At 64.0% G+C, this 22,999-nt stretch carries 22 protein-coding genes and 1 pseudogene; 5 read left to right on the top strand and 18 right to left on the bottom strand.

Translation table 11 applies throughout. The annotated features are described in order from the left end of the window. Positions 1 to 56: 56 nt before the first annotated feature. The 4 genes from AC1DYW_RS14335 to AC1DYW_RS14320 are packed head-to-tail and all read right to left on the bottom strand — an operon-like array spanning position 57 to position 3,905. On the bottom strand, positions 57 to 302 hold the full coding sequence (locus AC1DYW_RS14335) for a MoaD/ThiS family protein (RefSeq protein ID WP_095091116.1): 246 nt from the start codon (positions 300 to 302) through the stop codon (positions 57 to 59). Then, positions 302 to 2,566, bottom strand: coding sequence for a xanthine dehydrogenase family protein molybdopterin-binding subunit (locus tag AC1DYW_RS14330; protein ID WP_477227078.1), 2,265 nt, complete (start codon positions 2,564 to 2,566; stop codon positions 302 to 304). The genes AC1DYW_RS14335 and AC1DYW_RS14330 overlap by 1 nt, the downstream gene beginning before the upstream one ends. 2 nt (positions 2,567 to 2,568) lie before the next feature. Next, a complete protein-coding gene (locus AC1DYW_RS14325; RefSeq protein WP_095091114.1) occupies positions 2,569 to 3,045 on the bottom strand; it encodes a (2Fe-2S)-binding protein in 477 nt (158 codons plus the stop codon). After that, positions 3,045 to 3,905, bottom strand: coding sequence for an FAD binding domain-containing protein (locus AC1DYW_RS14320; RefSeq protein ID WP_457154204.1), 861 nt, complete (start codon positions 3,903 to 3,905; stop codon positions 3,045 to 3,047). The genes AC1DYW_RS14325 and AC1DYW_RS14320 overlap by 1 nt, the downstream gene beginning before the upstream one ends. 261 nt (positions 3,906 to 4,166) lie before the next feature. Between AC1DYW_RS14320 and AC1DYW_RS14315 the strand changes: the two genes are divergently transcribed. Next, positions 4,167 to 4,610: an SRPBCC family protein gene (locus AC1DYW_RS14315; protein ID WP_457155191.1), complete on the top strand. Its 444-nt coding sequence runs from the start codon at positions 4,167 to 4,169 to the stop codon at positions 4,608 to 4,610. A 205-nt stretch (positions 4,611 to 4,815) separates the two neighbouring features. Here AC1DYW_RS14315 and AC1DYW_RS14310 read toward each other — a convergent pair whose 3' ends face one another. Further along, positions 4,816 to 5,817, bottom strand: a complete 1,002-nt coding sequence (locus tag AC1DYW_RS14310; protein WP_457155192.1) for an NADP-dependent oxidoreductase — start codon at positions 5,815 to 5,817, stop codon at positions 4,816 to 4,818. Between the two features lie 67 nt (positions 5,818 to 5,884). Further along, the gene (locus tag AC1DYW_RS14305; protein ID WP_477226643.1) at positions 5,885 to 6,700 is read right to left on the bottom strand and encodes an oxidoreductase; all 816 of its coding nucleotides are present in this window, start codon (positions 6,698 to 6,700) and stop codon (positions 5,885 to 5,887) included. A gap of 103 nt (positions 6,701 to 6,803) precedes the next feature. Between AC1DYW_RS14305 and AC1DYW_RS14300 the strand changes: the two genes are divergently transcribed. Further along, positions 6,804 to 7,370, top strand: a complete 567-nt coding sequence (locus AC1DYW_RS14300) for a TetR/AcrR family transcriptional regulator (RefSeq protein WP_477226642.1) — start codon at positions 6,804 to 6,806, stop codon at positions 7,368 to 7,370. On the opposite strand, the pseudogene AC1DYW_RS14295 reads toward AC1DYW_RS14300, so the two are convergent. Continuing rightward, positions 7,367 to 8,070, bottom strand: a pseudogene (locus AC1DYW_RS14295) (IS5 family transposase). The gene AC1DYW_RS14300 and the pseudogene AC1DYW_RS14295 sit on opposite strands and share 4 nt — an antisense overlap. 61 nt (positions 8,071 to 8,131) lie before the next feature. Between AC1DYW_RS14295 and AC1DYW_RS14290 the strand changes: the two are divergent. Beyond that, positions 8,132 to 8,713: a hypothetical protein gene (locus tag AC1DYW_RS14290; RefSeq protein ID WP_457153184.1), complete on the top strand. Its 582-nt coding sequence runs from the start codon at positions 8,132 to 8,134 to the stop codon at positions 8,711 to 8,713. Between the two features lie 151 nt (positions 8,714 to 8,864). Here AC1DYW_RS14290 and AC1DYW_RS14285 read toward each other — a convergent pair whose 3' ends face one another. Next, positions 8,865 to 9,002: a hypothetical protein gene (locus tag AC1DYW_RS14285; protein WP_477226641.1), complete on the bottom strand. Its 138-nt coding sequence runs from the start codon at positions 9,000 to 9,002 to the stop codon at positions 8,865 to 8,867. Between the two features lie 342 nt (positions 9,003 to 9,344). Continuing rightward, entirely contained in the window at positions 9,345 to 9,659 is a 315-nt protein-coding gene (locus AC1DYW_RS14280; RefSeq protein ID WP_477226640.1) for a hypothetical protein, read from the bottom strand. Between the two features lie 170 nt (positions 9,660 to 9,829). Between AC1DYW_RS14280 and AC1DYW_RS14275 the strand changes: the two genes are divergently transcribed. Then, complete coding sequence (locus AC1DYW_RS14275) at positions 9,830 to 11,851, top strand: amidase (protein ID WP_477226639.1); 2,022 nt, start codon at positions 9,830 to 9,832, stop codon at positions 11,849 to 11,851. A gap of 172 nt (positions 11,852 to 12,023) precedes the next feature. Here AC1DYW_RS14275 and AC1DYW_RS14270 read toward each other — a convergent pair whose 3' ends face one another. From AC1DYW_RS14270 to AC1DYW_RS14260, 3 genes are all read right to left on the bottom strand, one after another. Beyond that, a complete protein-coding gene (locus AC1DYW_RS14270; RefSeq protein WP_477227077.1) occupies positions 12,024 to 13,457 on the bottom strand; it encodes an aldehyde dehydrogenase family protein in 1,434 nt (477 codons plus the stop codon). 87 nt (positions 13,458 to 13,544) lie between these two features. Then, complete coding sequence (locus tag AC1DYW_RS14265) at positions 13,545 to 14,189, bottom strand: ThuA domain-containing protein (RefSeq protein ID WP_477226638.1); 645 nt, start codon at positions 14,187 to 14,189, stop codon at positions 13,545 to 13,547. Positions 14,190 to 14,228: 39 nt separating this feature from the next. Continuing rightward, positions 14,229 to 15,251: an LLM class flavin-dependent oxidoreductase gene (locus AC1DYW_RS14260; protein WP_457153188.1), complete on the bottom strand. Its 1,023-nt coding sequence runs from the start codon at positions 15,249 to 15,251 to the stop codon at positions 14,229 to 14,231. A gap of 213 nt (positions 15,252 to 15,464) precedes the next feature. On the opposite strand from AC1DYW_RS14260, the gene AC1DYW_RS14255 reads away from it, so the two are divergent. Continuing rightward, complete coding sequence (locus tag AC1DYW_RS14255) at positions 15,465 to 16,670, top strand: ROK family transcriptional regulator (protein WP_477226637.1); 1,206 nt, start codon at positions 15,465 to 15,467, stop codon at positions 16,668 to 16,670. A gap of 15 nt (positions 16,671 to 16,685) precedes the next feature. Here the strand turns inward: AC1DYW_RS14255 and AC1DYW_RS14250 are convergent, their stop codons facing one another. The 6 genes from AC1DYW_RS14250 to AC1DYW_RS14225 are packed head-to-tail and all read right to left on the bottom strand — an operon-like array spanning position 16,686 to position 22,850. Beyond that, the gene (locus tag AC1DYW_RS14250; protein WP_477226636.1) at positions 16,686 to 18,701 is read right to left on the bottom strand and encodes a beta-N-acetylhexosaminidase; all 2,016 of its coding nucleotides are present in this window, start codon (positions 18,699 to 18,701) and stop codon (positions 16,686 to 16,688) included. A gap of 21 nt (positions 18,702 to 18,722) precedes the next feature. Then, positions 18,723 to 19,199 (bottom strand): GNAT family N-acetyltransferase, encoded by a 477-nt coding sequence (locus AC1DYW_RS14245; RefSeq protein ID WP_095091103.1) that lies wholly within the window; start codon positions 19,197 to 19,199, stop codon positions 18,723 to 18,725. A 21-nt stretch (positions 19,200 to 19,220) separates the two neighbouring features. Continuing rightward, the gene (locus tag AC1DYW_RS14240; RefSeq protein ID WP_477226635.1) at positions 19,221 to 20,159 is read right to left on the bottom strand and encodes an ABC transporter ATP-binding protein; all 939 of its coding nucleotides are present in this window, start codon (positions 20,157 to 20,159) and stop codon (positions 19,221 to 19,223) included. After that, positions 20,156 to 20,971: an ABC transporter ATP-binding protein gene (locus AC1DYW_RS14235; RefSeq protein WP_477226634.1), complete on the bottom strand. Its 816-nt coding sequence runs from the start codon at positions 20,969 to 20,971 to the stop codon at positions 20,156 to 20,158. Before AC1DYW_RS14235 ends, AC1DYW_RS14240 begins: the two co-directional genes overlap by 4 nt. Continuing rightward, positions 20,968 to 21,870 carry an ABC transporter permease gene (locus AC1DYW_RS14230; protein ID WP_477226633.1) on the bottom strand — a complete coding sequence of 301 codons (903 nt, stop codon included), beginning with the start codon at positions 21,868 to 21,870 and terminating at the stop codon, positions 20,968 to 20,970. Before AC1DYW_RS14230 ends, AC1DYW_RS14235 begins: the two co-directional genes overlap by 4 nt. Then, the gene (locus tag AC1DYW_RS14225; RefSeq protein WP_111543179.1) at positions 21,867 to 22,850 is read right to left on the bottom strand and encodes an ABC transporter permease; all 984 of its coding nucleotides are present in this window, start codon (positions 22,848 to 22,850) and stop codon (positions 21,867 to 21,869) included. The genes AC1DYW_RS14230 and AC1DYW_RS14225 overlap by 4 nt, the downstream gene beginning before the upstream one ends. Between the last annotated feature and the right edge of the window lie 149 nt (positions 22,851 to 22,999).

Raw genomic sequence — 22,999 nt, 5'->3', positions numbered from 1 at the left:
GCCTGCGGCATGGTGTCGGGCTCGTCGCTAAGCCACAGCAGCGAGACGCTTGTCAATTATCCCCCTGCCAGCCTCGGCAGCAGGAAAATTTCCGACCCTTTTGGCAATTCCTTCGACCAGGTGTCGCGATAGATCGTCCCGTCGATGGCGACGGCGATGCCGCGGTCGATCAAGGGCTCGATGCCGGGATACTGTTCAGCCAGTTTCCTGAACAGCTCCCTTATGTCCTTGGCCTCGATCTCGACCTTGTTCTTGCCTCCGGCGGCCGCGCCAAGCGATCCCCAGAGCGTCACTTCGACCATCAGCCTGCCCGTTCCGCCTCGATCGCCGCCAGGATGCGCGGTGGCGACATCGGAATATGTGCCATCCGCACGCCGGCTGCATTCGACACCGCATTGGCGATCGCCGCCAGCGGCGGCACGATCGACGTCTCGCCGACGCCGCGCACCCCGTAGGGGTGGTTGGGGTTGGGGATCTCGAGGATCTGCGTGTCGATCATCGGCAGGTCAGAGCAGACCGGGATGCGGTAGTCGAGGAAGCCGGGATTCTGCAGCCGCCCGTCCTTGCCGTAGATATACTCCTCGTTGAGCGCCCAGCCGATGCCTTGCGCGGCACCGCCCTGATACTGTCCCTCCACATAGGTCGGGTGCACCGCCTTGCCGGCATCTTGCACCACCGTGTAGCGCAACACCCTCGTGGCGCCGGTCTCGGGGTCGACCTCGATATCGCAGATATGGGTGGCGAAGGAGACGCCGGCTCCGTCGGCAACGAGTTCGCTGTGGCCGGCGATCGGTCCGCCGGTCGTGCCCGACGCGGCGGCAATCTCCCTCAGCGACAGCTTGCCGAGATTGCCGTGCTTGTCACCCTTGGCAACCGCGTGGCCCTGTTCCCAGACCACGTCGTCGACGGAGATGTCCCACATCTGCGCGGCGCGTTCGCGCAGGATCTTGATCGCGTTGCGGGCGGCCGAGATGGTCGCCATGGAAGACGAGAACGTGCCCCGGCTGCCATCGGTCATGTCGTTGTAGCCGAGGCTGGAGGTGTCGGCGACGATCGCCTTGACTTGGGCGTAGTCGATGCCGAGCTCCTCCGCCGCCACCAGCGACAGCGACGCGCGGGAACCACCCACATCGACCGTTCCGACGGCAAGCGAGACCGAGCCGTCCATGCCGATGTTGAGGTCGGTGCAGGTCTGGCCGCCGAAGTTGAACCAGAAGCCGCAGGCCATGCCCCTGCCCTGGTTCTTTCCGAGCGGCGCCTTCATGTGCGGATGGTTCTTCACCGCCTCCAGCGTCGGGCCGATGCCGATCGGGCCATAGACCGGGCCGTAGGACGACCTGGTGCCTTCCTGCGCGGCGTTCTTTATGCGGAAGTCGACCGGGTCCATGCCGATCTCTTTGGCCAGTTCGTCGACCGCGCTTTCCACCGCGAACGCCGCCATGGGTGCGGAGGGCGCGCGATAGGCCGCCGTCTTCGGCCGGTTGACCAACACTTCGTAGCCGACCGTCTTGACGTTCTCGAGCCTGTAGCAGGCGAACGCCGTCATGGCGCCGATCTCGGCCCAGGAGCCCGGATACGGACCACAGGAATAGCGCAGCGTCGCTTCGGCGGCGGTGATGGTGCCGTCCTTGCGGGCGCCGATCTTCACGTCGATCGAGGTGGCGCTGGTCGGGCCCGAGGCGCGGAACACCTCGTCGCGGGTCATCACCAGCTTGACCGGGCGCCCCGCCTTGCGCGACAGCGCCAGCGCCACCGGCTCGGCCCAGACATGGGTCTTGCCGCCGAAGCCGCCGCCGATCTCCGAGGAGGTGACGCGCAGCTTCGAGGCTTCCATGCCAAGCAGTTGGGCGCAGTGTTGGCGATAGACGAAATGCCCCTGCGTGCAGACCCAGAGGTCGGCGGTGCCGTCGGAACTGACGCTCGCCACGCAGGCATGCGGCTCGATATAGCCCTGATGCGTCTGCTCGGTCTTGAACGAGCGCTCGACGATGAAATCGGCGTGCCCGAAACCCTGATGGACATCGCCATGGCCAAACTGGCTGCGCTTGGTGACGTTGGACGGCTTTACCGGCTTTTCCTCGAGGCCCTCGGTGAAGATGGCGTCGTTGATGAGCGGCGCGGAGTGCTTCATCGCCTCGTCGACATCGGTAACATGCGGCAAAAGCTCATAGTCGACCTCGATCAGCTTCAGCGCCTGCCTCGCCGTGCGGGCGTCGACGGCTGCCACCGCGGCCACCGCATGGCCGTCATAGAGCGCCTTGGTGCGCGCCATGCAATTGTCGAGGATGTCGTACATGGCGGCATCGCCATCGGTGAGGTCTGGCAGGTCGGCCGCGGTGATCACCGCTTTCACGCCGGGGAGCTTCTCCGCCTTCGACGTGTCGATCTTCCTGATCGTGGCGTGGGCGTGGGGGCTTCTGAGGACGCGCCCGACCAACTGGCCGGCCATGTTGAAATCCGCGCCGTAGCGCGCGCGGCCCGTCACCTTGTCTACGCCGTCGGGGCGGATAGGACGTGTGCCGACGGAGGCGAAGTTGCGAGTGGAGTAACGCGGATCGAAATTCATCGTCATGCTCCCTTCATCACGTTTGCCGCGTCCTGAACGGCACGCACGATCTTGTCGTAGCCGGTGCAGCGGCAGAGGTTCCCGGCGAGGCCGAAGCGGATTTCCTCCTCGGTCGGATCGGGGTTCTTGGCCAGCAGGTCCTTGGCCGCGATCAGGAAGCCAGGCGTGCAGATGCCGCATTGAAGTGCTGCATGCTCCAGGAATTTCTGCTGCAGCGGGTGCAGGCTGTCGCCATGCGCCATGCCCTCGACGGTCTCGACGCGGCGGCCCTCGGCTTCCGCACCGAGCACCAGGCACGAACACACCAGCCGGTCATCGAGGATGATGCTGCAGGCGCCGCAGTCGCCGGTGCCGCAGCCTTCCTTGACGCCCGTCAGCCCCAGGCGATCGCGCAAGACGTCGAGCAGCGTCTCGTCCGGCTGGCAAAGGTACTCGACGCTGTCGCCGTTGATTGTGGTTGAGACTGCTACACCAGCCATCATTTGCCTCCTGCACGAGCATAGGCGGTCGTGGCGGCCCGCTTGGCCAGCACACCCGCAACTTTCCTTCTGAATTCGATGGTGCCCCGCTTGTCGTCGATGGGGCGGCAGGCGCCAAAGCAGACCTTGGCGAGCCTTTCAAGCGCGGCTTCGTCCAGCGTCCTGCCGATAATGGCCTCGGCCGCCTCTTCCACAAGCAGCACGGTGGGTGCCGCGGCGCCCAGCGCCACACGGGCCGCTGTGACGACGCCCCGTTCGTCGAGCGTCAGGTTCACGCCGGCGCTGACCACCGCAATATCCATCTCCGTACGGGGAATGAAGCGCAGATAGGCATCGCCCGAGCGCGCTGCGCGCTTGTCGAGCAGGATCGCCTCGATGATCTCGCCTTTAGCCAGCGACGTCTTGCCCGGCGCGGTCGGCACGCTCCCCACGGGAATCGTTCGCCTGCCCCCCGGGCCGACTACCGATGCCCTGGCGCCGGCCGCGACCAGCGCCGGCACGCTGTCTGCAGCCGGCGAGGCGTTGCAGAGATTGCCTGTTATCGTGCAGCGTCCCTGCACTTGCTTCGAGCCGATCAGCTTGGCCGCTTCGACGACGCCGGGCCATGCCTTCTTCAGGGCAGAGCTCTCGCCCAGGACGGCACAGGGAACAGCGGCACCGATGCTGAAGCCGTCGGCCGTTTCCCTGATTTCACTCAAAGCCTCAATCGCCTTGATGTCGACGATCAGGTCGGGTTCGACAAAGCCGCCCTTCATCCTCACCAGTAGGTCGCTGCCCCCGGCAAGAATGGCGGCCGTACCTGTCGACCCGGCCAGCAGGCCAACGGCATCTTCGATTGAAAGCGGACGTATGTAGCGCATCGTCTCCCCTTGGTCTTCGCGATCTCAGCGAACCGTTATAAACAGTCTCCTCATAATGGCTATCCGGTTCCGCATTTGCGTCGATTAGGCCAGGCGCCGCAAAATCGAGTCCCACATCAACCTGAACCGGGGTACGCCAGGTCGTGCGCAGCCGGACAGGCTTGCGGCCAGGCTCTCAAAAATCCGAGAGCGTGTGTCGGACTGGCCAAGTCTCGTTCGTCCTGGGAACATCGAACAGCCATCGTGAAAGGATAATAGGATATGCCCGGCACCGTACGTTTGCATCGCGTTCTGACGACCAGCCCGGAGAAGGTCTATCGCGCCTTCGTTGAAGCGGACGCGCTGGCGAAGTGGCTTCCGCCGAACGGCTTCACCTGCACTGTCCATCACTTCGAGGCAAAGGTCGGCGGCACGTTCAAGATGTCCTTCCGCAACTTCACGACCGGCAACAGCCATTCCTTCGGCGGCGAGTATCTCGAACTCGTTCCGGCCGAACGCCTGCGCTACACTGACAGGTTCGACGATCCCAACCTGCCCGGCGAGATCCAGGTGACCGTAATCTTGAAAAAAGTGTCGGTCGGCACCGAAGTTGACATCACCCAGGCAGGCATTCCGGACGTCATTCCGGTCGAGGCCTGCTATCTCGGCTGGCAGGAGTCGCTCAGGAACCTGGCAAGGCTCGTCGAACCCGAGATCAATCAATGATAGCAGTTCCAGGACAACTGCACAGCGCAATTGCGTAAGAAACAAATAGCTGCTGCGGTAGATGCGGCGGCCGGAGACCGGCCGTCGATCAACGTCAACGCCAGCTCTCCTCTCGTTCTTGTCTTCGGCGCTAATCCGCTCGAATGTCGCGCACGCCGTGTCCCAGGCGTTGGCCGAGCATCGGAACCGCAGGAACGATGTAGCGCTATCTCACCTTGATGACGACCTTGCCCTTCGCACGCCCGCTTTCGACGTAAGCCAGAGCCTCATTGGTCGCTTCGAATGGAAAGACCCGATCGACAACCGGGCGGATGGTTCCGGATTCGATGAGAGCGGTGATCTTGCCCAGCTGATCGCCCTGCGCCCACATGAAAAGGAACGAAAACGTCACCCCACGGCGCCTGGCCTTGGTCCGAATACCGCGACTCAACAGTCGCAGTATCAATCTCAGCATCAAGTTCAGTCCCTTTTCCCTGGCAAATTCGGGATCCGGTGGGCCGGAGATGGAGATGAGCTTCCCACCCGGTTTCAGCACATTCAGGGATTTTTCAAGCGTTTTGGCGTCCTGGCTGTTCAAGACGACGTCGTAGCCCGACAGGGCTTTCTCAAAATCGTCTTTCCTGTAATCGACGACGACATCGGCGCCGAGACCCCTGGCCAGATCGGCACTCGCCGCACCAGCGGTTGTGGCAATCGTCGCGCCGAGATGCTTCGCCAGCTGTATGGCGAATGTCCCCACGCCGCCGGAGCCAGCCTGAATGAAGACCTTTTGCCCCTTCTTCAAACCTGCCCTTTCGACAAGCACTTGCCAGGCGGTCAGACCGACCAGGGGGATCGAGGCCGCCTCTTCCATGCTGAGATTCTCGGGCTTCAAGGCCACGTCGGCTTCGTTGATGGCGATGATCTCGGCGAATGTCCCGATCCGGCCATCGCGCGGCCGCGCGTAGACCTCGTCGCCGGGTTTGAACTTGCGGACCTTTGATCCCACACGGTTCACCTTCCCGGCCACGTCGTGGCCCAGGATGAACGGAGGGCGATACGGCAGGATGGGTTTGAACTCCCCGGTTTTGATCTTGGAATCCAGGAGGTTCACCCCTGCGGCATGGATTTCGACCAGGACATCGTTGTCCGCGAGCTCCGGCTCGGGCATCTCGGCCAGCCGCAGAATGCCCTTCTTGTTATATTTATCGACGACGAATGCCTTCATGGCAGTGACTTTCTGAAAGGGATTTTGGTGTTTCTCATGGGCGTGAAATCTCTTGCCCCGCTGATGTTCAGACCGGCAGGCGGAACTGCTTGCGCAAGCTCTTGTCGAATATCGCCGCGGGCGCAAAACGGGGCAGGATGCTGACCTGCCGCGCAGCCCTGCCGGCGGTGTAGCGGCGTCGCGGGCGAGCATCGGTCGCGGCCCTGACGACCACCTCCGCCACCACTTCCGGCCGATCGGCCTTGGGCATCACATCGCGAAGCAGAGCGTCGACCCCGGCCCGGGCCAGATCGTATTCTTTCAACAAGGAATCCGGCTCAATCCCGTTCTGGTCGAAGACGGTGCGCACGAATGCCGGCTCGATGACCGAGACGCGAATATTGAAGGCACGAACCTCGTGATCGAGCGATTCCGAATAGCCTTCGAGCGCGTGCTTGGCCGCCGAATAGTGCGCGGCATACGGTGCTGGTACGAGGCCCAGCACCGAGCCGATGTTGATGATACGCCCTTGGCCGCGTCCCCGCATCGACGGCAACACCGCATTGGTCGCGCGCATGACGCCGAACAGGTTGACGTCGAACATCGACTGCACCTGTGCGACCGAGGATTCCTCCGCGCCGCCAAGCAGGCCGACACCGGCATTGTTGACCAGGAGATCGATCCGGCCGGTCTGTGAGAGCACAGTCGAAACGAGCGCAGCGACGGCCTCACCGTCGGTCACGTCGCAAACCAGCATGGTCACGCCGTCCGGGCCGTTGCTGGCTTTGCGGCGGCTCGTGCCGAAGACGGTGAACCCTGCCCGCACCAAGGCCTCGGCGGTGGCGCGGCCAATGCCCGAGGAGGCTCCCGTCACGACAGCGGTTTTTCCGGAATTCATATTCATTTCGTGCTCCAAACTCATGAGGGCTAGTTTTGTCGCGCCAGTTGAATTACACTCATAATATCAAATTATGGTCATAATGCAATAGTGGAAAGGGATCGCAGCCATGCGCTACGAAAAGGGCCGAAAGGACGCGTCACGGGGCCGGATCATGGAGGTCGCCGCCGACCGTTTTCGCGGTGACGGCATAGCGGCGTCCGGACTGGCAACCATCATGAGCGACGCCGGGCTGACCAACGGCGCCTTCTATCCGCACTTTCAGTCCAAGGCGGAGCTTGTCCGCGAAAGCGTGGCGGCGGCCATGGAGATCCAGTCGCAGCAACTGGCGGAAGCACTGGCCTCCGGTGGCCCGGAGATGGGCATAGAGGCATATCTGTCCGCCGAGCACCGGGACAATCCGGGAAAGGGCTGCGCGTCCGCCGCGCTGCTGCCGGAGCTCGCGCGTCAGCCACCTGAAACGCGCGAAGTCTATACCGACCACTTGCTGACCTTGGTGCGCCAGTTGGCTGCAGCACTGCCGCAGGCCAAGGACCCGGAAGGTACCGCACTGGGTGTCTTTGCAACGCTCATCGGTGCGCTGCAACTGGCCCGCGCGGTGGAAGGAACCGAATTGTCGGATCGTATTCTTGCGGCGGGGAAAGATGTGGCGCGGACGCTGATCCAACAGCGTTAGGACGTAGACTCATTATCGTGTAGCCAGATGCGGACTGAGACGAGTTTGAGGGCAGCGAGGTAGTTTTCCGCCAGTTCGTCGTATCGGGTTGCGATCCGGCGGAACTGCTTGGCCTTGTTGAAGAAGCGCTCGACGAGGTTGCGTGCCTTGTAGGGGAAGGCGCTGAAGCAGATCGGGTCCTTGCGGTTGGCCTTGGGAGGGATGTTGGCCCAAGCCCTTCGCTCGGTGACGGCATTGCGCAAGGCGTTGGCATCATAGCCCTTGTCGGCAAGCAGCATGGCCCCTTCCGGCAATTCCGTTATCAAGTCCGCTGCGGATGCGATGTCACTCATCTGACCTGCCGTGAGCATCAGCTTGATCGGCCTGCCTTTGGCATCGACAAGAGCATGGATTTTGGTTGTCAGCCCGCCTCGGGATCGACCGAGACAATGATTGCGATCCCCCTTTTTGCCGTCGCACCCTGTTGGTGGACGCGAACAATAGAGGTATCGATCATCTGCACCTTGCCGTCGTGGGCTTTGGTGACCGCACCCATCAGGCGGTCCCAGACACCGGCTTTGCGCCAGCGGTTGAAGCGATTGTAGATCGTGGTGGGCGGTCCATAGCGTGCCGGCGGGTCGGCCCAGCGCGCACCGGAGCGCAATACCCAGAAGATGCCATTGAGAACCCGCCGATCATCCACGCGCGGCACGCCTCGCAGCTTGTTGGGCAGATGCGGCTGGGTCGCGCGCCATTCGAAGTCGGTTAGGTCGTATTGGTTCTTGAGCAGTCTGAATCACAAACTGGCGCAACATGAAAGCCGCAGGCTTGACCGCACCGTGGAAGGCGGACATGAAAGGTCGATGACGAGCGAAGATATGCCCCAGTTGTTCTACCCAGGCATGCCGGAGCGCACGGAGCCTTGGACAGGTGACTACGAGATATTATGGAGCATCTACATACGCTGCAACAACAGGCAGAAGCTGCGCCGTGTTCACATCCCTGCACTAGAAGCGATCATTGGCCAGCCCCACGGTGGACGAGGTTGGGTCATCGAGAAAGAGAACGACAATCCGGGAGAATTGAGATTGATGGCCACCGAAATCCTGGCCGGCTCCTACTCTGATGCCATGCTCCTTTCGTTGCTCAGGAAGCTTTACGCGCTCAGGCCACACTGGCATCTCACCGCAAGGCTAAACGCTGAGCATCCTCGCGGCGTCTATATTATGGCCACCTATGCGGAGAAGGAACCCAGCAGCGCCGCCCCTGCCGTATCCAACATCATGGTTGAGTTGCAGCCGGACTTCTCATGCTTGATCGATGGCACCACATCGCATCGCAGCGGGAGCGGCAAAGCGTTTTGATGACCTCCTGTGGTGAGGCCGTTGGACGGACGCCTCTTACCATTCTCAGACGTCGATCGCTTATGGGTATACGGCCTAGGCGGTGCCCCAAGTCCGCTGCTGCCACGCCACACCTTGACGATCTCACCGAAGCTCGGCGCCTGGGGTTGCTCTAAACATCGAGAGTGACGATCATGCCGCGGACTTCGGCCATTTCCAGGAGCAGGTCCTGCAGGTTTTCGTCCAGCACGGCACCGGTCCGCGCCAAGAGCTCGGCAATGCACTCTCTCATCGATATTGACGGCGGCACCGGTTTTCTCGGAAAGCAGCCGCCCGATGGCCGTGCGGATCAGGTCATCCCGATCAGACATCGTGTCATCTCGCAATGCAGCCTCCCTCATGCTCCCCATGCCTCACCCGCGCTTTCAACGACAGGGCGTGGTTTCTCTTACGGTATGATTTTTTGACGCCACATCCGCGGCTGTGCTTACGCGGACGGCAGCAACGGCTCGTTGCCGGGCTGGATGGCTTCGACGGCGGTGGCGCACGGTGTGGGTTTGTATGCCGCAAGCCCAGAATGCGCTGTAGGGAAGCACAAAAAACGCCTTCAGATGACCTCCGGAATAGAGTTTCCAAACAGGCGCTGAGCGGCTTATTTGCCGCAATGATGATCGTTGATCTTGTTCAGCGCATTCGCGTCGGGCCCAACGCGGTCGTAGGAGCACGGTCCGGCCGCCGTGGTAACCAACAGCTGGTCATAATAACGCGGGCCGCCGAAAAGGAAGTTGATGAGGTTGTCATCGGCGGGGACGTAGCGTTCGGATTGGGCCTGCTGGTGGTGATGCCGATCGCCGGCGAACGCCGAACCAGAAAGGCCTGAGCCTATCGCGATAGCGAGAGCCAAGATCGCAAAGCATTTCGTGGTCATCGGCAACACCTCCTGGCTATCCTGAATCACACCATACATCCAAAATCGCCAGGCGGACAAAAGTTCCCAACGGCGCGGTTTCGCAAGCCAGGCCCGGACGCCGTGCCGCAGGAAGACCAAATGCCGCCGAAGACCCATCGCGATTGGCTCTTGCCGAAGCCCGCCGCCTCGCTCATCCATGGGATTGCAACGACAGCTTGGAACCAGTGATGACCGATGCCAGCCTTTGTCTAGTCGAAGCGACGATCGAGCAATTGCGCCGCGCGCTAGATGGCGGCGCTGTCACCAGCGTCGAACTGGTCGGGGCATATCTCAGGCGCATCGCGCATTTCGACCGCCACGGCATTACCCTCAACGCGGTCCCGGTGCTCAATCCAGCGATGTTCGAGGAGGCCGCCGCCTCCGACCAGCGCCGCCGCAACAGTGCCACGCTCGGACCGCTCGACGGCATCCCCTACACCGCCAAGGACAGCTACAAGGTCGCCGGTCTGACCGTGGCCGCCGGCTCGCCGGCCTTCGAGCATCTCATCGCCAACGAGGATGCTTTCACCATCGCCCGGCTGCGCGCCGGCGGCGCCGTGCTGATCGGCCTCACCAACATGCCGCCGATGGCCAATGGCGGCATGCAGCGCGGCGTCTATGGCCGCGCCGAAAGTCCCTACAATGCCGACTTCCTGACCGCCGCCTTCGCGTCGGGCTCGTCCAACGGCTCCGGCACGGCGACATCGGCCAGCTTCTGCGCCTTCGGGCTGGGCGAGGAAACCTGGTCGTCCGGTCGGGCGCCGGCCACCAACAACGCGCTGGTCGCCTACACGCCGTCGCGCGGCATCATTTCGGTGCGCGGCAACTGGCCGCTGGTGCCAACCATGGATGTCGTGGTGCCGCATACGCGCAGCCTGCCAGACATGCTCGAACTGCTCGAAATCATCGTTGCCGACGATCCCGAGACGCGAGGGGATTTCTGGCGCGCGCAGCCTTGGGTCAAGTTGCCGAAGAGCTCCGATGTGCGGCCGCGACGCTATACTGATCTGGCGCTTGCGGGGTCGCTGAAAGGCATGCGCCTCGGCGTGCCCAAAATGTATATCGGCCGCGACAGCGGGGCGGATCGGCCGATCGAGACCCGCGCCTCGGTGCTTGCGCTGTGGGAACAGGCGGCGGCGGATCTCACGCGGCTAGGCGCCGAGGTGATTGAGGTCGATTTTCCCGTCGTCTCCAACTATGAGCGCGACCGCCCCGGCGCGCGCACCATGGCCGAGCGCGGCCTGGTGCCAGAAGAATTCGCCAACCGCGAAATCTGGGATCTCTGCATCTGGGGCTGGGACGATTTTCTGCGCGCCAATGCCGACCCGGCACTGCCCGATCTCGTCTCGGTCGACGGCGCAAAGATCTTTCCACAGCCGCCGGGCACACTGCCCGACCGCTATGAGGGCGGCTTTGACTTGGCGGAGTACGTTGAGCGGGCGCGATCCGGTGTCACGCCCGCAGTGGACATTCCGACAGTCGAGGACGGTCTGAAGGGACTAGAAACGACAAGGCGGATCGATTTCGAGGACTGGCTGGACCTCCACGGCATCGATGCCGTGGTGCTGCCCGCCGCCGCCGATATCGGGTCGGCCGATGCCGATGTCAACGAGGCGTCGGCCGCGCTTGCCTGGCGCAATGGCACCTGGGTCGCCAACGGCAATCTGGTCTGGCGCCATTTCGGCATTCCGACCGTCACCGTACCGATGGGAACGATGGCCGACATCGGCATGCCGGTCGGCATCACTTTTGCCGGCAAGGCCTATGATGACGAAAAGCTGCTGCGCATGGCCGGCGATTTCGAGCGCTCCAGTCAGCGCCGCACCCGTCCTCCGCGCACGCCCGAATTGGCCGACGATGTCTTTGCAGGCCGTCCCGGCCAAGCCCTGAACAGCGAGGCGCCCCCGCTCGCCATCACGCTTGTCGCCGAGACGCGGGCTTCGGGTGATCAGGACGAGATTGTCATCACGCTCGACCTGCCTGGCGAAGCGACCGATACGGCCAGCATCCAGCTGCACGTCAACGGAGAGGCCGTCGCGCTGCAGAGAAGCGGCGCGCGCTTCAGCGGGAGTGCGCTTGTCCCGGCCGCCGAGCATCACCGCTTCCACAGCGTCTGGCGCGGCTCGTATGGCTCGATCGTGACAGCGGTGGTGCGGCTGGAGGATCGCCGCACCGCCGGCGCGTACGCGGTCACGGGCGGCATCGGGTGACTGCGGCCTTGCGGATCGCGCGGCGTCCAGAGACTGTTTCGAAACTCGCTCCTGCGAGTCATATGGTGGTGTTTTCGAGAACCGGAGCGGAGCGTACATTTGAGTACCTGAGCACCGGAAGCGCAGAAAGCGCCGCCAGATGGCCGCAGGAGTAGAGTTTCCAAACGGTCTCTCAGTCCGTCCTGATCCAGACGCCCTTGGTATTGAGATATTCGTCGAGATGCTCGGCCCCGCCCTCGCGCCCGTAGCCGCTCATCTTGTAGCCGCCGAAGGGCACCGCCGGGTCGATTGCATGATAGGTGTTGACCCAGACCGAGCCGGCGCGCAGGCGGTTTGCCAGCTGGTGCGCCTTGCCGACGTCGCGGGTGAACACGCCGGCACCCAGCCCATAAGGCGTGTCGTTGCCGCGCCGAACCACCTCGTCCAGCGTGTCGAAGGGCAGCGCCGAGATGACCGGGCCGAAGATCTCTTCGCGGGCAATGCGCATGTCATCGGTAACGCCCGAGAACACACTGGGCGCCATGAAGTTGCCCGCACCGAGCCCGCCTTGCGTGATGCGGTTGCCGCCGGTGACCAGCCGGGCACCTTGCCTGGTGCCGTCCTCGATGTAGCCGGTGACGCGTTCGAGCTGCTTGGGCGAAATCAGCGGCCCGATCTCGGTTTCAGGGTCGGCCCCGTCGCCGATCCTGAGTTTTGCCGCATAGGCCGAGACCCGTTCGACAAATTCCTCGTAGATCGGCCGTTCGACGAACAGCCGCGACCCGGCGATGCAGATCTGGCCGGAATTGGCGAACACAGACATTGCCGCTACCGGCACGGCGCGCTCGAGATCGGCGTCGGCGCAGACGATGACCGGCGACTTGCCGCCAAGTTCCAGCGAGACGCGCTTCATGTTGCCGGCCGAGGCGCGCAGGATGCTCTGGCCGGTCACTGTGGAGCCGGTGAAGACGATCTTGTCGACGTCCATATGGGCGGCGAGCGGCGCGCCGGCTTCCGCGCCGGTGCCGGTGACAATGTTGACGACGCCGGGAGGCGCGCCGGCCTCCATCATCAGCGCGCCGATCAACAGCGGCGTCAGCGGCGCTTCCTCGGAAGGCTTCAGCACGATGGTGCAGCCGGCCGCCAGCGCTGGGCCGATCTTCCAGATCGACGCGGCTGTCGGCGCATTCCAGGGAATGATCGCGCCGACCACGCCGACCGGCTCCTTGCGCGTGTAGGAGACGATCTCGCCCGGCAGCGAATTGCCGATCGAGTGGCCATGGATCGACGTCGCCATGCCGGCGTAGAAGCGCAGCATGCCGAGCACGCGGTTCTTGTTGGCCAGCGTGCGCACGATGGGCATGCCCATGTCCGTCGTGTCGGAAAGCGCGATCTCCTCCCAGTGACGCTCCATCAGGTCGGCAATCCTGAGCAGCAGCAGCTGGCGCTCATAGGGCTTGAACCGGCTCCAGGGTCCGTCGAAGGCGCGCCGCGCCGCCGCCACCGCGAGGTCGATATCGCCTGAATCGGAGAGCCGCAGGGTCCCGATCACGGCGCCGGTGGCGGGATTGCGCGTCTCGAAAGTCCGGCCGCCGAGCGCGTCGCACCAGAGGCCATCGATCAGCATCTTGCGGTGCCGGCCATCGATCGGCGTGTGCAGCGGCAGGTCTTTAACCGATACCGTCAAGGTCCCGTCCTCCCTTCCGCATCCAACCTAGCGGGCGGCCCAGACAAGGCCGCGCTCGACAATCAAGGCCATTTCCGGCACCGCGAACTCGTCGGCATTGTGACCCAGCGCGCTGTAGAAGACCTTTCCAGCCCCATAGCGACGCTTCCAGACCACCGGCATGACGACGCCGCCTATTCCCGGAAAGTGCTGGTCGGTGAAGGTGGTTGTGGCGAGCACCTCGTTGCCCGGATCGACATGCATGTAATACTGCTCCGATCGGTAGGCGAAATCACGGACGCCGCTTGTGATCGGATCATCCGGCCTGGTGACGGCGACCGTATAGTCGATGATGTCGCCGGGATGCGCGACCCACTGGCCGCCGGTCATGAACTGATAATCGGTTTCGTTGCGGAAACTGTCGCACATCGTACCGTGAAATCCGCCAAGGCCACTGCCCTGGCGAACCGCGAGAACCAGATTCTGAAGTTCGGCCTTTTCGATCGTCGACATCGTGATCACGGGCACGATGAGATCGAATGCGCTGAGCTTCGGATCGGCGAACATCGCCGTGCCCTCGCCCAGCGTGACGTCGAATCCGTTGCGCTCGAGCAGACCGCGCACGACCTTCGCACTCTGTTCCGGCGTATGCCCTTGCCAACCTCCCCAGGCGATCAAGGCTTTCTTCGGCATGTTGTCCTCCCTGTAGCAGTCCGCCTTGATCGATCGGTGTCAGCGCCAGCCCAGCGCCGGAGCGACATGGGTCAGGATCGCCTCGATGACATGGGCATTGTAGTCGACGCCGAGCTGGTTGGGCACGGTGAGCAGCAGGGTGTCGGCCTCGGCGATCGCCTCGTCCTTCGCCAATTCCTTGATGAGCACATCCGGTTCGGCGGCGTAGCTGCGCCCGAAGATCGCCTTGGTGTTCTCCTCGATGAAGCCGATCTGGTCGCTGCTCTGGTTGCCGCGCCCGAAATAGGCGCGGTCGCGATCGTCGACCAGCGCGAAGATGCTGCGGCTGACCGACACGCGCGGCTCGCGCTGATGGCCGGCCGCCTTCCATGCCTCGCGGTAGACCCGGATCTGCTCGGCCTGCTGGATGTGGAACGGCTTGCCACTCTCGTCGAATTTGAGCGTCGAACTCTGTAGGTTCATGCCCAGTTTCGCCGCCCATTCCGAAGTGGCGTTGGTGGCCGCACCCCACCAGATCCGCTCGCGCAAGCCTTCAGAATGCGGCTCGAGCCGCAGCAGGCCGGGCGGATTGGGGAACATCGGCCGTGGATTGGGCTGAGCGAACCCCTCGCCCCGCAGCGTATCGAGGAACACCTCGGCGTGATGCCGCGCCATGTCGGCGTCGCTCTGTCCCTCCGCCGGGGCGTAGCCGAAATAGCGCCAGCCGTCGATCACCTGCTCCGGCGAGCCGCGGCTGATGCCAAGCTGCAGGCGGCCGCCGGCGATGATGTCGGCAGCACCGGCGTCCTCGGCCATGTAGAGCGGATTTTCGTAGCGCATGTCGATGACCGCGGTGCCGATCTCGATGCGGCTGGTCTTCGCGCCGACGGCTGCCAGCAGCGGGAACGGCGAAGCGAGCTGACGAGCAAAATGATGGACACGGAAATAGGCGCCGTCCGCGCCCAGTTGCTCGGCTGCGACGGCTAGGTCGATGGACTGCAGCAGCGCGTCCGATGCCGACCGCGTCTGTGATTGCGATGAGGGCGTCCAGTGCCCGAATGACAGGAAACCGATTTTTTTCATGCCTTGCGATATATGGAAGTGGCGGATGGAATGCAAAGCCGTTGCTCGCCGATCTCGGCGTCGGCCGGCTGCGCTGATGGCATCAAATAATGCTGATCCGCGCGTGGCACGTGGCGCTGCCATTGCGAAACCCGCTAGAAGTGGTAGCTACCATTGCGTATAATTAAATCAACTTGATTTGTTTTCTGCGGAAGGTTCGTTGGTAACGCGCACATGCCCCCTAGAAAAGCCATCGCTGGCACCAATCTCGAACAGGCCAAGTCACACAATCGCCGCGTCGTGATCGAAGCGATCAGGACCAACGGTGCCTTGTCGCGGGCGGCAATCGCGCGCCTGACGGCACTGAGCACGCAGACAATCTCCAACATCGTCGAGGAACTCGAGCGGGAACAGCTGCTTCGCGCGCAAGCCACGCTGAAAGGCGCACGCGGCCAGCCGGCGGTCCCCTACTCCATCAATCCCGACGGCGGCTATTCGATCGGTTTGCAGCTCGACCACCAGCTGGCGGTCGGCGTCATCACCGATCTGTCAGGCACGGTTCGCGCCCGCATCGAGCGCCCGGTCGACCGGCCGGCGCCGGCGCAGGCGATGCCCTTGCTGGCCGCGATAGCCGGCGACCTGATGCGCAAGTTTCGTTTCGACCGCAGCCGCCTGCTTGGCATCGGCATGGCGATGCCGGGTCCGTTCGACGTCGAGGGCATGACCTCGGTCGGGCCGACCGCCCTGCCCGGCTGGCAGGATTTCCCCGTCGCCGAAGAGCTGCAGCGGCTGACCGGCATTCCAGTAACGGTCGAGAACGATGCCACCGCCGCCGCCATCGGCGAGCGGCTCTATGGCGTTGCCCGCAACCTCGGCAGCTTCGTCTATTTGTTCATCGGCACCGGCCTTGGCGCCGGCCTGTTCCTGGACGGCCATCTCTACAAGGGCAGCCGCCACAATGCCGGCGAGATCGGCCACATGATCGTCAAGCCCGGCGGCCTCGAATGCGGCTGCGGCAAGCGCGGCTGTCTCGAACGCTATGTCTCGTTGCGCGCCGCCTATGAGTGCCTGGAAATCCCCGACCCCGATCATGCCTCGCCGGAATTGCTCCAGGCATTGCTGGCCAATGGCGACAGTCTGGAAGCATGGGTCGTCCAGGCAATCGATCCGCTGCGCCAGGCGATCAACATGCTCGAACTCGCGCTCGATCCCGAAACCGTGGTCCTCGGCGGTTTCATGCCGGTCGGCGTCATCGAGCTCCTGGCCAGCCGGCTCGACCCCTTGTACCTCTCGGTCAGCTCGACCAGCGCCCGCACCGTGCCGCGTGTCCTTGTCGGCGCCGCCGGCAAGGACACTTCGGTTCTTGGTGCCGCCGCGCTGCCGATCTTTTCCGAGACCAACCCGCAGTTCGACGTCCTGCAAAAGCCGCACGCCGGCTAGGCGAACTGGAGGTTGCTAGGTCGCCCCGTAGAGCACCGGCATCAGCCCGGCGAGCGCCTTGAACCGTTCCCAGGACTTTCTCTCCGGCTGCGTCCAGCCTGTTTCCGCCAGCGCCGAGATGCGGGGAAACACCAGCCGGTCGAAGACGGCGCGGTCGGTCATCGGCTCCGACCAGATGCAGGCCTGCACGCCGAGCAGTTTCGTCTTCTGCGCGTCCGTCCAGCCCTCGACAGGATCGAAGCCATACAGCTTTTCCGGATCGGACCAGCCGGCCCAGGCCGCACCCGGTTCCGACCAGGCCGGACTGTTGGCCATGTCGAGGTAATAGACCTGGCCGGGGCACACCACCATCGCATAGCCCTCGCCCGCAAGTGCGGACGACGCTTCGACCGTTCGCCAGCCGCAGAGGTAGCTTTTCTGCTTGTCGATGACATTGCCGTGCGCCGCCTCTTGCCAGCCGCCGGTGACGCAGCCGCGAGACGCAAGGAACGATTGTATGCGCTTGAGAAACTCGGCCTGCAGCACCGCCGCGCCCGAGCCGTCGATCTCATCGGCGCCGTGCGTGTTGGTGACCACGTTGAGACGCTTGGCATGAGCGACCGCCAGCCCCTCGCCGCCAACCTCGGTGAGCCGCGCCAGCGCTTGCGGCGAACCGGACCAGGCGCCCAGCGGCACCTCGTCGGCGCCGACATGGATGGTCTTGAACGGAAACAGCTCGATCAAATCGTCGAGGATTTTCTCCAGCACAATGTAGGTCTCCGGCCGTGCCGGATTGATGCAATTGTTGGGAAACCCCTGCACCGAGAAATACTCGCCGCTCTCGCCGGGATCGCGCAGCTCCGGTATCGCCTGCAGCATCGCATAGCAATGCCCCGGTACGTCGATCTCCGGCACGACCGCGATGCCGAGTTGGCCGGCAAGGTCGACGACCTCGCGCACGGCAGCCTTGGTGTAGTAGCCCCCGCTCGGCTCGGGGCCCGAGCCCAGCAAGGGTGGCACCGGCAACCCATGGCCGCGCCACGCGCCGACTTTCGTCAGCTCGGGATAGGCCGATATTTCGACCCGCCACGCCTCGTCGTCGGACAGATGCCAGTGGAACCGGTTGAGCTTGTTCCAGGCAAGGATGCGCAGGAAGGTCTTGATCTCGGCCGTTGCGTAGAACTGCCGGGCGACGTCGAGATGCGTGCCGCGCCAGCCCAGCGCCGGCTCATCGCGGATTTCGCCTTCGGCCGGGAAGAGAAACGTCTCGGGGTGCGATCGCGCCCCGCGCAGGATCTGGCCGAGCGTGACCAGCCCGTAGAACAATCCGGTTCTCGTTCCCGCCGAAACCGCGACCCCATCAGCTGAAAAGCGGATCGCATAGGCTTCCGGGCCAAATCCGTCCGTGATGCCGAGATCGACCGGCAAGCCGCCTTCGGCCTCGTTGCGCACAATGCCTTCGACGGCAAACAGGCTGTCGACAAGGTCACCGAACGCGCCGGCGGCATCGGCGGCTGCCGTTCCCTTCGGCCGAAGTGCCAGACCTTGCGGAACAGCGCGTCGGCCGGAGACGGAAACGGTGCGCGGCCACGGTATGATCGAAACCGGCACAGGCGCCTGCGCGGGCACCGGATAGATTTCGGCGCCGCGCTTCAACACCGCATTGTCGCCGATCGCCTTGGTCGGACCTAACGCAACTGGGGCAACGGTGCCATCGGCAAGCACGAGGTAGGCAGCGGTGGCGCCGTCGGTCCAGTGCCGCAGCGGATAGCTCAGCCCGTGCGCGGTGACGGTCCATGTCTCACGCGGCTGCAGCACGAAACCGTCTGGCGGCGCGAATTCGGAATGGTTGGACAGCCGTTCCGAAAGCCTGCCGCCTTCAACGGTGACGGCCGGATCGATGCGGGCCGGGCCGCTGACGCACAGCCGAAAACCTTCGATGGCCTTCGACGACAAATTGGTGAGCGTCAGCGAATAGGCGAGCTTGTCGGTGGCGGTGGCCGGTGCCCAGGTCGTTTCCAGACGGAATGCGGATTTGGATTGAAGCGTCATGACAAGCTTTCGAACAAGAGATCAGGGATGGGTGTTGAGCAAGCCGGCATAGACCCCGGGTTCGGAGTCCGGGATCTGCGTCGCGCCGACGGTGCGCTCATAGAATTCGGACGGACCGACATCGCCGATGATGGCGTAGCCATAGCCCATGACGCGCATGTCGAGCAGCGTTGCCAGCAGCAGCGCGTGGCCGATGCCGGCGCCGCGCGCGGCCTCGCCGACGCCGGTCGGGCCGAAGAAGCCACGCGCGATCGAATCATAGACGGCAAAGCCGACCAGCTCGCCGTCGCGTGTCGCCAGGAAGCACGAGGCCGGCTGGCGCGAAAATGCCACCGTCGTCTCGCTCGACCAGCCGGCGTTGAAGGTTTGCCGCACCCAGCCAGTCACCAGTTCGAGTTCCGGCGCCAACGCCCGGCGAATGGTGACGGCGGCACGGCCGACACGCGCATCGAGTTCGGGATCGGGTGAAAGCAGCGAAAGATTGACCAGATAATCCATGGAGACCCTATGGCGTTGATTTCAGGACATCGCGCCCAGCGCGCGCACGAAATGGTTGGGGCCGACCTTGTTGACCTCAGTCGAGGATGGCCGGCTCAAGCGTCGCACCTCCTCGGCGTGACCGAGAAAGCGGGCGCTGTCTCCAGCCACGAACGGCCGATCGGGATCCGGCACCGCCGAAAGCAGCAATTGCGTGTAGGGATGGCGGGCATCGCCGATCACCGAGAGTGTATCACCCCACTCGACCATCTGGCCGGCGAACATCACGATCACCTCTTCGGCGACATGGGCGGCGGTGGCGATGTCATGCGTGATGTAGAGTAGCGCCAGTTGCCGCTCCTGCTTTATGCGCGCCAGGAGTTCGAGGATGCCGAGGCGGATCGAGACATCGAGCATCGAGGTCGGCTCGTCGGCGACCAGCACGTCGGGCTGCACGGCGAGCGCTCGCGCGATGTTGACGCGCTGGCGCTGGCCTCCCGACAGTTCATGCGGAAACTTGTGCGCGGTCAGCGCCGGCTCGAGGCCGACCCAATTGAGGAGATCGGCGACTCCCCGCACTTGTTCCGCTTTGCTCCTGGCGTGGCCGTGCAGCGCCAGCGGTCGCGCCAGATGATGCTGTACCGAAAACACCGGGTTGAGCGAGGCGAACGGATCCTGGAACACCATCTGCACGGCGCGGCGGTAGGCCTTTTCCTCGGCGGCCGTGCCGGTCCGCGTGATGTTGCGGCCGCGATAGAGCATCTCGCCGCCGGTCGGCGTGTCCATGCGCGCGATGATGCGCGCGCAGGTGGTCTTGCCGCAGCCGGATTCTCCAACCAGCGCCAGCGCATGGCCGCCCTTCAGCGACAGCGAGACACCGCGCAACGCCTGCACCAGGCCGAAGCTGCGCTCGATGCCGTCCAGCCTGACGATCGGCTCGGCCGCGATGGCTGCTGGGGGAACAGTCATCACGGCGTTCATGCGATCGCGTCCTTCACGGGGGGATGGCCGGGCAGTTGCGGGATCGCGCCCCAGAGCTTTCGCGTGTAGTCGTGCGCCGGCGCGCGGCTGACCTGCCGGACATCGCCGACCTCGACCAGTTCGCCCTTCAGCATCACCCCGATGCGGTGGCAGAGTTGCGCCATCAAATGCAGGTCATGGGTGATGAACAGCACCGAGAAGCCATAGCCGCGCTGCAGGTCGATGACCTGTTCGAGGATTTCGCGCTGCACGACCACATCGAGCGCCGTCGTTGGCTCGTCCATGATGATCAGCTCCGGCTTCAGCGCCAGGCAGATGGCGATGACGATGCGCTGGCGCATACCGCCTGAGAACTGGTGTGGATAGTCCGTCAGCCGGCTGGCCGGAATGCCGACCAGCTTGAACATCTCTTCGGCGCGCGCCCGCGATTTTTCGCGCGACGAGCCGGTATGCCGGCGCAGCACGTCGTGGAACTGCGCCTCGACCCGCATCAGTGGATTGAGCGAATTCATCGCGCTCTGGAACACCATGCCGATCCGTCGCCAGCGCACCTCCTGCAGGCGGCTTTCCGGCAGTTTCAAAAGATCCTGGCCGTCGAGCAGGATCTCGCCGCCCGCCACCCAGGCCGGCGCCTTGGCCAGCCGTGTGATGGCGTAGGCGATCGTGCTCTTGCCGCAGCCGGATTCGCCGGCGAGCCCGAACAATTCGCCGCGGCCGATGTCGAAGGACACGTTCTTGACGGCGCGGAAGGCGCCCTTGTCCAAGAGATAGTCGACGCTGAGGTCGCGGATTTGCAGCAGCGCCTCGTTCACCGTGCCGCCTCCAGTTCGCGCCTGCGCAGACGGCTGAGGCGCAGCCAGCGGCTGAGCGCCGGACCGGAGCGCAGCTGCGGATTGGCGATCTCGTCGAAGGTGAAGTTCAACAGCGCCAGGCCGAGGCCGACCAGCGCGATGCCGGCGGCCGGCGCGCTGATGTCCCACCAGGCACCGACGATGATGGCGGAGGAATTCTGCGCGTTGTAGAGCATCGTCCCCCAGGTGACGTTGAGCGGATCGCCGAAGCCGAGATATTCGAGCGTCGTCTGCGCGACGATGGCGTAGATGATCGAGCCAACGATGTTGATGCCGATCAGCGGCACCAGATTGGGCAGGATCTCGACGAAGATGATGCGCCAGGACGGCTCGCCGACCATGCGCGCCGCGGTGACGAACTCGCGGTTGCGAAGCGCCATCGTCTGCGACCGCGTCATGCGCGCGCCCCACGGCCACGAGGTCAGAGCGATGATCATCATGATGGCGACCGGACCGACCGTGCCGGCGAAGGAGGCAAGCAGGATCAAGAGCGGGATATTGGGGATGACCAGCACCGCATTGGTGATCAGGTCCAGCGTCGCATCGGTGCGGCCGCCGAAATAGCCGGCGACCAGCCCGATGATGGTGCCAAGTGCGGTGATGAACAGCCCGGTGGCAAAACCGACCGCCAGCGACGGGCGCGCGCCCCAGACGAATTGCGCATAGACGTCGCGGCCCATCTTGGTGGTGCCGAAATAGTGCTCGACGGTCGGCGGCTGGTGCGAGCGGCCGACCCGCTCGCCCGGATCGGTCGGCGCCAGGATGGGTGCGAAGAGCGCCATCAGGCAGAGCGCGGCGACGATGATCAGGCCGGCGACGGCCTTCTTCTGCCGCCACAGAAGTTGCCAACCGAAATTCATGCCCGTTCCTCCCGGATGCGCGGATCGACGACACCGTAGAGGATGTCGACCAGCAGATTGGCGCCGAGCGTCGCCATCGTCATCAGCAGCAGCTGGCCCTGGATGACCGGATAGTCACGAGCCACGCTGGCGGTGAACAGCGTCAGCCCCAGGCCAGGATAGTTGAAGACGATCTCGGTGACGATCGAGCCGCCGAACACCGCGCCCAGCATCAGCGCCAGATTGGTCAGCACCGGCAGCATGGCGTTTCGCGCCGCATAGGAGAACATCACCGCGGTCTCGCCGAGCCCCTTGGCGCGGCCCATGGTGACATAGTCCTCGCCGAGCACCGATATCATCGAGGAGCGCATCGTCGTCTGGAATTCACCGATCAGATAGGGCGACAGCGTCAGCACCGGCATCACCGCGTGCCAGAAGACGCTGCCGAAAAAAGTGAAGTTCAGGCCCGGATCGAGGTCGGGATTGTAGGCATAGCCGACCGGGAACCAGCGCAGCGTCACGCCAAAGGTGAACAGGGTCGCCAGTCCGATGATGACCGGCGGGATTGCGATCAGCACGACAGAAAACGGCGAGACGAACGCATCGAAGCGTCCGCCTCGCCGCCAGGCTGCCACTGCGCCGAGGGAGACTCCGACGCAGAGGGAAAAGATGATCGCCGTGGTGACCAGGAACGCGGTCCAGCCGGCCGAACGGGCGAGGACCTGGGTGACGGTCTGCGGGTAGTATTTGACCGACACGCCGAGATCGAGCCGGGCGAGGCCGGTGATGTAGTCGACGAATTGTCCCAGGATCGGCTGTTCGACGGCACCGAAGCGGGCCTTGATCGCCTCGATCGCCGCCGGTGTCGCGCGCGGCCCAAGCTGTGCGATCATGCCGTCGACCGGGCTTCCCGGCATCAGCCGGGGAACGGTGAAATTCATCACGATGGCAAACAGGAAGGCGACGAAATAGACCCCAAGCCGTCGAAGAGGAATCCGCATCGGCTGTTCCTTGTGCTCGATTGCCTTCTCCGTTTGGCGGAGAAGCTGTCGCTGGAAGCGACGGACGAAGAAGCGGCTGCAGGCATCTTACCATGTCCGGCATCCGGCCTCGCGTCGACCGCCGCCGAAGCCAGGATTTTGCGACACGG

The organism is Mesorhizobium sp. P2_D5 (assembly GCF_056404355.1).
The sequence above is the reverse complement of the archived record's forward strand: the minus strand, read 5'-3'. Positions and strand labels throughout refer to the sequence as shown.

What these genes read in the sequence shown, in the direction of transcription:
- AC1DYW_RS14250 (WP_477226636.1), bottom strand. Translation starts at nt 18,701, where the DNA reads ATGACGCTTCAATCCAAATCCGCATTCCGTCTGGAAACGACCTGGGCA.
- AC1DYW_RS14300 (WP_477226642.1), top strand. Translation starts at nt 6,804, where the DNA reads ATGCGCTACGAAAAGGGCCGAAAGGACGCGTCACGGGGCCGGATCATG.
- AC1DYW_RS14255 (WP_477226637.1), top strand. Translation starts at nt 15,465, where the DNA reads ATGCCCCCTAGAAAAGCCATCGCTGGCACCAATCTCGAACAGGCCAAG.
- AC1DYW_RS14240 (WP_477226635.1), bottom strand. Translation starts at nt 20,159, where the DNA reads ATGAACGCCGTGATGACTGTTCCCCCAGCAGCCATCGCGGCCGAGCCG.
- AC1DYW_RS14325 (WP_095091114.1), bottom strand. Translation starts at nt 3,045, where the DNA reads ATGGCTGGTGTAGCAGTCTCAACCACAATCAACGGCGACAGCGTCGAG.
- AC1DYW_RS14305 (WP_477226643.1), bottom strand. Translation starts at nt 6,700, where the DNA reads ATGAATATGAATTCCGGAAAAACCGCTGTCGTGACGGGAGCCTCCTCG.
- AC1DYW_RS14280 (WP_477226640.1), bottom strand. Translation starts at nt 9,659, where the DNA reads ATGTATGGTGTGATTCAGGATAGCCAGGAGGTGTTGCCGATGACCACG.
- AC1DYW_RS14275 (WP_477226639.1), top strand. Translation starts at nt 9,830, where the DNA reads ATGACCGATGCCAGCCTTTGTCTAGTCGAAGCGACGATCGAGCAATTG.
- AC1DYW_RS14245 (WP_095091103.1), bottom strand. Translation starts at nt 19,199, where the DNA reads ATGGATTATCTGGTCAATCTTTCGCTGCTTTCACCCGATCCCGAACTC.
- AC1DYW_RS14330 (WP_477227078.1), bottom strand. Translation starts at nt 2,566, where the DNA reads ATGAATTTCGATCCGCGTTACTCCACTCGCAACTTCGCCTCCGTCGGC.
- AC1DYW_RS14270 (WP_477227077.1), bottom strand. Translation starts at nt 13,457, where the DNA reads ATGCTGATCGATGGCCTCTGGTGCGACGCGCTCGGCGGCCGGACTTTC.
- AC1DYW_RS14335 (WP_095091116.1), bottom strand. Translation starts at nt 302, where the DNA reads ATGGTCGAAGTGACGCTCTGGGGATCGCTTGGCGCGGCCGCCGGAGGC.
- AC1DYW_RS14260 (WP_457153188.1), bottom strand. Translation starts at nt 15,251, where the DNA reads ATGAAAAAAATCGGTTTCCTGTCATTCGGGCACTGGACGCCCTCATCG.
- AC1DYW_RS14230 (WP_477226633.1), bottom strand. Translation starts at nt 21,870, where the DNA reads ATGAATTTCGGTTGGCAACTTCTGTGGCGGCAGAAGAAGGCCGTCGCC.
- AC1DYW_RS14315 (WP_457155191.1), top strand. Translation starts at nt 4,167, where the DNA reads ATGCCCGGCACCGTACGTTTGCATCGCGTTCTGACGACCAGCCCGGAG.
- AC1DYW_RS14265 (WP_477226638.1), bottom strand. Translation starts at nt 14,189, where the DNA reads ATGCCGAAGAAAGCCTTGATCGCCTGGGGAGGTTGGCAAGGGCATACG.
- AC1DYW_RS14225 (WP_111543179.1), bottom strand. Translation starts at nt 22,850, where the DNA reads ATGCGGATTCCTCTTCGACGGCTTGGGGTCTATTTCGTCGCCTTCCTG.
- AC1DYW_RS14320 (WP_457154204.1), bottom strand. Translation starts at nt 3,905, where the DNA reads ATGCGCTACATACGTCCGCTTTCAATCGAAGATGCCGTTGGCCTGCTG.
- AC1DYW_RS14310 (WP_457155192.1), bottom strand. Translation starts at nt 5,817, where the DNA reads ATGAAGGCATTCGTCGTCGATAAATATAACAAGAAGGGCATTCTGCGG.